The sequence below is a fragment of the Chitinophaga sp. genome (assembly GCF_036569125.1).
In the GTDB taxonomy this organism is placed as follows: Bacteria; Bacteroidota; Bacteroidia; order Chitinophagales; family Chitinophagaceae; genus Chitinophaga.
Map to the genome: position 1 here is coordinate 1 of NZ_DATCRF010000423.1, position 5,521 is coordinate 5,521.

5 protein-coding genes are annotated in these 5,521 nt (G+C 46.6%); 2 read left to right on the forward strand and 3 right to left on the reverse strand.

Annotated features, from left to right (window positions below; genetic code table 11):
- Positions 1 to 815: adenylate/guanylate cyclase domain-containing protein (locus VIM87_RS15690; protein ID WP_331997906.1), on the reverse strand; the 815-nt coding region annotated here is incomplete at its 3' end.
- Positions 816 to 859: 44 nt separating this feature from the next.
- Between VIM87_RS15690 and VIM87_RS15695 the strand changes: the two genes are divergently transcribed.
- On the forward strand, positions 860 to 2,005 hold the full coding sequence (locus tag VIM87_RS15695) for a geranylgeranyl reductase family protein (protein WP_331997907.1): 1,146 nt from the start codon (positions 860 to 862) through the stop codon (positions 2,003 to 2,005).
- An 11-nt stretch (positions 2,006 to 2,016) separates the two neighbouring features.
- On the opposite strand, the gene VIM87_RS15700 is transcribed toward VIM87_RS15695, so the two are convergent.
- Positions 2,017 to 2,592, reverse strand: a complete 576-nt coding sequence (locus VIM87_RS15700) for a hypothetical protein (protein WP_331997908.1) — start codon at positions 2,590 to 2,592, stop codon at positions 2,017 to 2,019.
- Between the two features lie 103 nt (positions 2,593 to 2,695).
- Between VIM87_RS15700 and VIM87_RS15705 the strand changes: the two genes are divergently transcribed.
- The gene (locus tag VIM87_RS15705; protein ID WP_331997909.1) at positions 2,696 to 4,237 is read left to right on the forward strand and encodes a S41 family peptidase; all 1,542 of its coding nucleotides are present in this window, start codon (positions 2,696 to 2,698) and stop codon (positions 4,235 to 4,237) included.
- A gap of 11 nt (positions 4,238 to 4,248) precedes the next feature.
- On the opposite strand, the gene VIM87_RS15710 is transcribed toward VIM87_RS15705, so the two are convergent.
- On the reverse strand, positions 4,249 to 5,521 hold a 1,273-nt coding region (locus VIM87_RS15710), incomplete at its 5' end, for a hypothetical protein (protein WP_331997910.1).

A 5,521-nucleotide genomic window follows, 5' to 3' on the forward strand; every position in this document is an offset into this window, starting at 1 on the left:
GCCGCTTTCATGGCAAAAAAACATTGGATACAATTATTATTGCTAAGCCCATTTTTTAAATTCCAGGAAACAACCATTTCATCGCCAACATATTGATAGATCTCGCCTGAATACTGTACAACCGGATCGGACAGATCGGAGTAATACGCTTTAAGCATTTCGAAGTACCGGACATGACCTAACTGTTCGGCTATATGGGTAGAGGATCTCATATCCAGGAACATAAAGATCCGCTCTTCTTCTTTGGGACGGTGATACCGGCCCGTAAAAAAGTTAAAAAGAGCTACCTGTCCAATGTTTTCACTCATTTCCGCATAAAATTGTGAAATAACAATGATCACAGCTATATACACTCCAACGGTAAGAAATGCATAATTTGAGAGGAAGGTCCAGGTATGCCCCCAAACCTGCTTATGAAAGATGGTCGTACGCATTTCAAGAGAGCTGGTGACAACCGTTTGCACAATAAGAAATAATGTAATCGTTGCCAGGTAAAGGACCGTCTTATACAGGATCTTTTTGCTAAAGCTCTTTTGTATGAAAAATTTATTGAGATACAGGGTTTCAATAGTTCCAATGAATAAACCGGTGAGCAAAGAAAAACCGGCAGTAATAAGGAGACTCCTGCTGAAATTGTAAGGACCTTTAGTCGCAGGGTAGTAATTCAGGTTGCCCAGCAAGCCCTTTTCCAGCAGGGAATAGACGATACTAAAAACAAACCATATCACCCCAAAAGGAATGATCCGGAATAGGTTTCTTTTGACCTGTGGAGAGAGCATAGCATACTTATATAAACCTAAAATACGCTTATTCATTGTTTTCTGATATATTTCCTACCTTAATATCATAATTGAACCCCATGCCTGCCATTCCACGCAATCACTACGACGTAATTATCATCGGCGCAGGCCCTGCCGGCTGTGCCTGTGCGATGGCGCTCAGGAATTCCGGCCTGCGCATAGCCATCATAGACAAACACCACTTTCCACGCGATAAGGTTTGCGGCGATGCAATTCCCGGCCCGGCCATTAAGATCCTGCACCAGATAGATCCGCAGTTTGCAGAGCGGCTTGCCGCTTTCTGTGAGAAGCTGCCCACCAGGCGAACGGTTTGCTATTACAACAATAAAATGATCAACTTTTCCTGGAGCCTGGAAGCATATACTGCTACCAGGGAATGTTTCGACAACTTCCTTTTCTCCGGCATCAGGAACCAGCCTGGCATTCACACAATGGAAGGCCTTGCAGTAAATGATATTATCAGCAACCCTGACGGATATACGGTAATAACAAAGAACGATGGCCGGCAATATCAGTGCACGCTATTAATCGGCGCGGATGGCATTAACGGCGTTACTGCCAGAAAACTGGCGTTACGCGGGATAGACAGAAAGCATCATGTAGCAGGGGTTCGGGCTTACTATAGTGGTGTTAGCGGCATGGAAGATACCTGTACGGAAATTTATTTTGACCGGAAATACCTGCCGGGATACTTTTGGGTGTTCCCCATTAAAGGCGGTACTGTTAATGCAGGAATGGGCATTTTGTCTGACGAAGTAGCGAAAAAAAAGATCAATGTTAAAGATGCTTTTCACAATTTTATTGAACGGTCGGCGATATTGAAAGAAAAGTTCCGGGATGCACAGCCATTAGGCGCAATACAGGGCTGCGGCCTGCCCATAGGTTCAAGATGGGTGGTGATGAGCGGCGACCATTTTTTGCTGGCAGGTGATGCCGCCTCCCTGATAGATCCGATGAGCGGAGATGGGATCGGCAACGCCATACTAAGCGGCAAGCTGGCGGCAGAACAGGCAATACAATGTTTTGTGGCCGGCAACTTCGGGGCTGCATTTATGAAAAATTATGAGCAGCAGCTCTATATGGCAGTAGGGGCAAATATGAAAAGAAAGGCAAGGGCGCTGAAAATGCTGGCCAGGATGCCTTTCTTTTTTGATCTGGCATTTACCATCGGCAAAAACAGGATCGTGAAAAAGTTTATAAAGTGAGCTTTATCCGCTTATTTCAGGATCAGCATCAGATCTTCATAATCGTGTGCGGATACAAAAACGGGAACGGCCGCCCAGGCAGACTTCCCTTTATTTGCAGTGAGAGTATCTTTAACCAGTTCCTGCACCCGCAGGATCACCAGGTATTCATGCAGCTCACAGGCTTCCCGCAGCTGGTCATTGCGGTAGCCTTCTGACTGCATATATTTTTCATTAGCTTTCTGCAGGGCTTCATAACCTGTGATGGTAAAGGTTTTTTCGGACTCTCCGCTGAAATCCGCCAGCCAGCTGAGGTCAGCCCAGCTGGGGATCGATTCATAGGCCAATGCATGAAGGAACCAGCGATCGTATTGCGTGGTAAAGCTATTCATTTCAACATAGATGGCCTTAATTTCATGCCCTTCTTCAACGGTCATTGCCTCATAAAAATGGTTAAGGAATTGTGTCAGCGCCGGCTGCAGGTGCAGCAGGTCTTTTCCAATCACCTGTTGAAAGTCTGATGCCGGCAGCTGGCTTAGCTTTGCCTCTGTTTCGCGGATAGCTTCTGCTAATTTTCCGGCTTGTATAAGTTCCTGGATCTGTTCCATAGTTTTATTACTTGCAGCAAAGGAAAGACATATTGCGCAAAAGTGCGTGGATTAAATATTCTGACAGGATTTCGTAGATTCGGGCCTGATACTCTGAATTTACATGAGAAAAGTACTGTTTTTCCTATTACTGGCGCATCAGGGATGGGCGCAGCCATCCTTGCAGACTAAGAAACCTGTTGACAGCCTGGCTATATACAACCGGCAGCTTGCTCCCGGCGAAATGAAGCAGGACCTGCAGGTGTTCCTCGACATCCGTAAAAAAGCCAACTCCGGCCTGTATCGCTACCGCACCAAAAAGCAGATCGACAGCATTTATAAATGGGCCTTTACGCGGGCGCGCCAGCCCATGTCTACGATCGATTTTTTTAAGATCATTTTACAGCTGACTGATTTTGAAGGAAGCTGCCATAACTATACAGAGCCCAATGCAGCCCTGGTCAGGTATCTCAACCGGCAACGCGGTTTCTTTCCTTTTGCGCTTAAATATATTGACGGGCAGATGATCTTTAACAGCAAAACAGACCAGATCCCTGTAGGATCGCGGGTGCTGAGCATTAATGGTGTTGCTGACAAGGACCTCATGCAATCTTTTTATAAATACAATACGGCAGATGGTTTTACCCAAACACAAAAGCTATCGGGCAGCGTGAACAGGAGCTATGGATTGCGGTACCTGTATGAGTATGGGATCAAAGATAGTTTCGGGATCCGTTTTTCAGCTCCGGGCGCTTCGCAGGAGCAAACAGTAACAGTGCCGGCAGTAACGCTGGCGGAACGGGATGCAAACTTATTATTGCGTCACAGTGCGCCGGTAGATAGTGTGATCGATTACAAAGTGCAGCCCAAATATAGTTTCAGGATGGTGAACCCCACCACGGGCTTATTGAACCTGCGGATCTTCACCATGGCTGACGACGCAGATGATCCGGCCTTTCCGGTATATGTAGCGTTTATGGACAGCGTATTCCGGGTGCTTGACAATAATAAAATACCCAACCTTATCCTGGACATCCGCAGTAATCCCGGTGGCAGTGATCCTACTTTTGAACAACCCATGATGTACCTCACGGATTCGAGCTTCAAAGAAAATACACTGGCCTATACCATCTTTGATAATGGCATTCCTTATGAGGAATATTTCTGGGGCATCTCTACCGCAGTAAAGATGGATTCTGCAGCGAAAGTTGCAGGAAAACAAATGCTGAAAGATTATTTCCCGGCATTGCACAATGGCCGCAACATGCAGAATCCTAAATACAACCCGGTGTATCACCCGAAAAGCCCCGGATTCAAAGGGAAATTGTATATGCTCATTGATGAAGATGTGGCTTCAGCAGCCTCACACCTGGCTTCCCTTGTAAAAGCCTATGCACGCAATGTTACTATTGTTGGGGTGGAAACCGTTGGAGGATATTATGGCCATAATGGGCATATGTCGTTGATCTACGAGCTGCCGCATTCAAAAATAAAAACAAAGCTCTCTATTGTTTATGTGATACAGGATGCACCTGTAAAGCCGGATCAGCCGGAAGGCCGGGGCATTATTCCCGATTATACAGTTTGGCCTGCTTTCAATGATTTTATGCAAAACCGCGATACGCAGATGGAATATGTGCTGAAGCTGATCGCTGAGAAATCTTAAGCCGGACATTACTACCGGAAGCTAAGGGTTGTTTTGTATTCAGCGGATAAGGTAATAGAATCTACCTTCAGATAGGTATGCTGATCACCAAAATCAGGAATACTTTGCGGATAGGGCTGCAGATCTATCAGGTACGATGCATTTTTTTGCATAGGCCGGAAATACAGCACCATTTCACTGGGTTTAGGAGAAGCTGTTAAGAATTTCCGCAGGCCAATTTCCCAGGGAATGCCGTTATAAAATTCATCGGTCACTAATTCTCCGTTGATAAAGCCCATACCGGAATCCCCTATGTAAGCTACTTTGAGCCGCAGGTCATTAACACCGGCCGGCAAGGTATCGGGGAGTGTAACTACAAACTTCTTTTCACTGATCTGCCGCACACTGATCGCAGCTTTTGCGTTTGGTAACGTAACCTGGAAGCTGGAAAAAACAGCAGGACCGTTTACCTGGGTAATGGAACCATTTTCCAGTTTTGGAGCAGTATGCAGCCTGGGATAAAAGGACAGGCCGAACTGGCTCACACTATCCTGTAACAGCTCAAAGCTTTCACTATCCTGCAATATAACTGCGCTTGAAAAAGCTATATGGCGTTTACCTGCAATGTTCATTACGTAGGCTGTTAACGCGCGTGCTTTATCAATTATCAGCACATCCGTTGTTTTCCCGACGGCGCTGACAGTAAAGGAAGCTACACGGTCCGTGCATTCAACGCGGGTGCCGTTACCGGTTGAAATTACTTTTGCGCCTGCACCTGCCTTCACGCGAACACCGGCTGCAAACAGGCATTCGCCTTTCACGCCATCCGGCGTAAAAAACACATAGTAAGGGGAGGGGCCGCTACCCTTCATCATAAGCTGGGCGGTTGAATACCGCAGCAGGGCGCCGTTGAGATCAAGGTTGAATGGAAAGACGGCATTTTCGCCGCTTGCTAATGAGAACCCTCCGGATGCAGGAATTGCAACAACACCGCCGGGCGTTTGTACCTTTATCTGGATATTCGTTTGTGGAAGCATGGTAGTATCGTCCTGGAAATTGTTAAGGAACAGGTAGCCGCTGTTATCCTTTATGCGCACAGCATAGCGAAGAGCAGTAATATTTTCCGGCTGAAGGGACCTGGCATTTTCCGGCAGCACTGTAACCATGGGCGCTAACTGATCACCGAAGTCCTGCAGAAAGAAGTGCAGTAATTTCAGCCGGTGAAAGCCTTCACGCACCTGCCCAAACTCGCCTATAGGCGCCTGGAAGTCGTAGGAGATTTTTGGTAGTCCATAGGCTTCATCG

What these genes read in the sequence shown, in the direction of transcription:
- VIM87_RS15695 (WP_331997907.1), top strand. Translation starts at nt 860, where the DNA reads ATGCCTGCCATTCCACGCAATCACTACGACGTAATTATCATCGGCGCA.
- VIM87_RS15700 (WP_331997908.1), bottom strand. Translation starts at nt 2,592, where the DNA reads ATGGAACAGATCCAGGAACTTATACAAGCCGGAAAATTAGCAGAAGCT.
- VIM87_RS15705 (WP_331997909.1), top strand. Translation starts at nt 2,696, where the DNA reads ATGAGAAAAGTACTGTTTTTCCTATTACTGGCGCATCAGGGATGGGCG.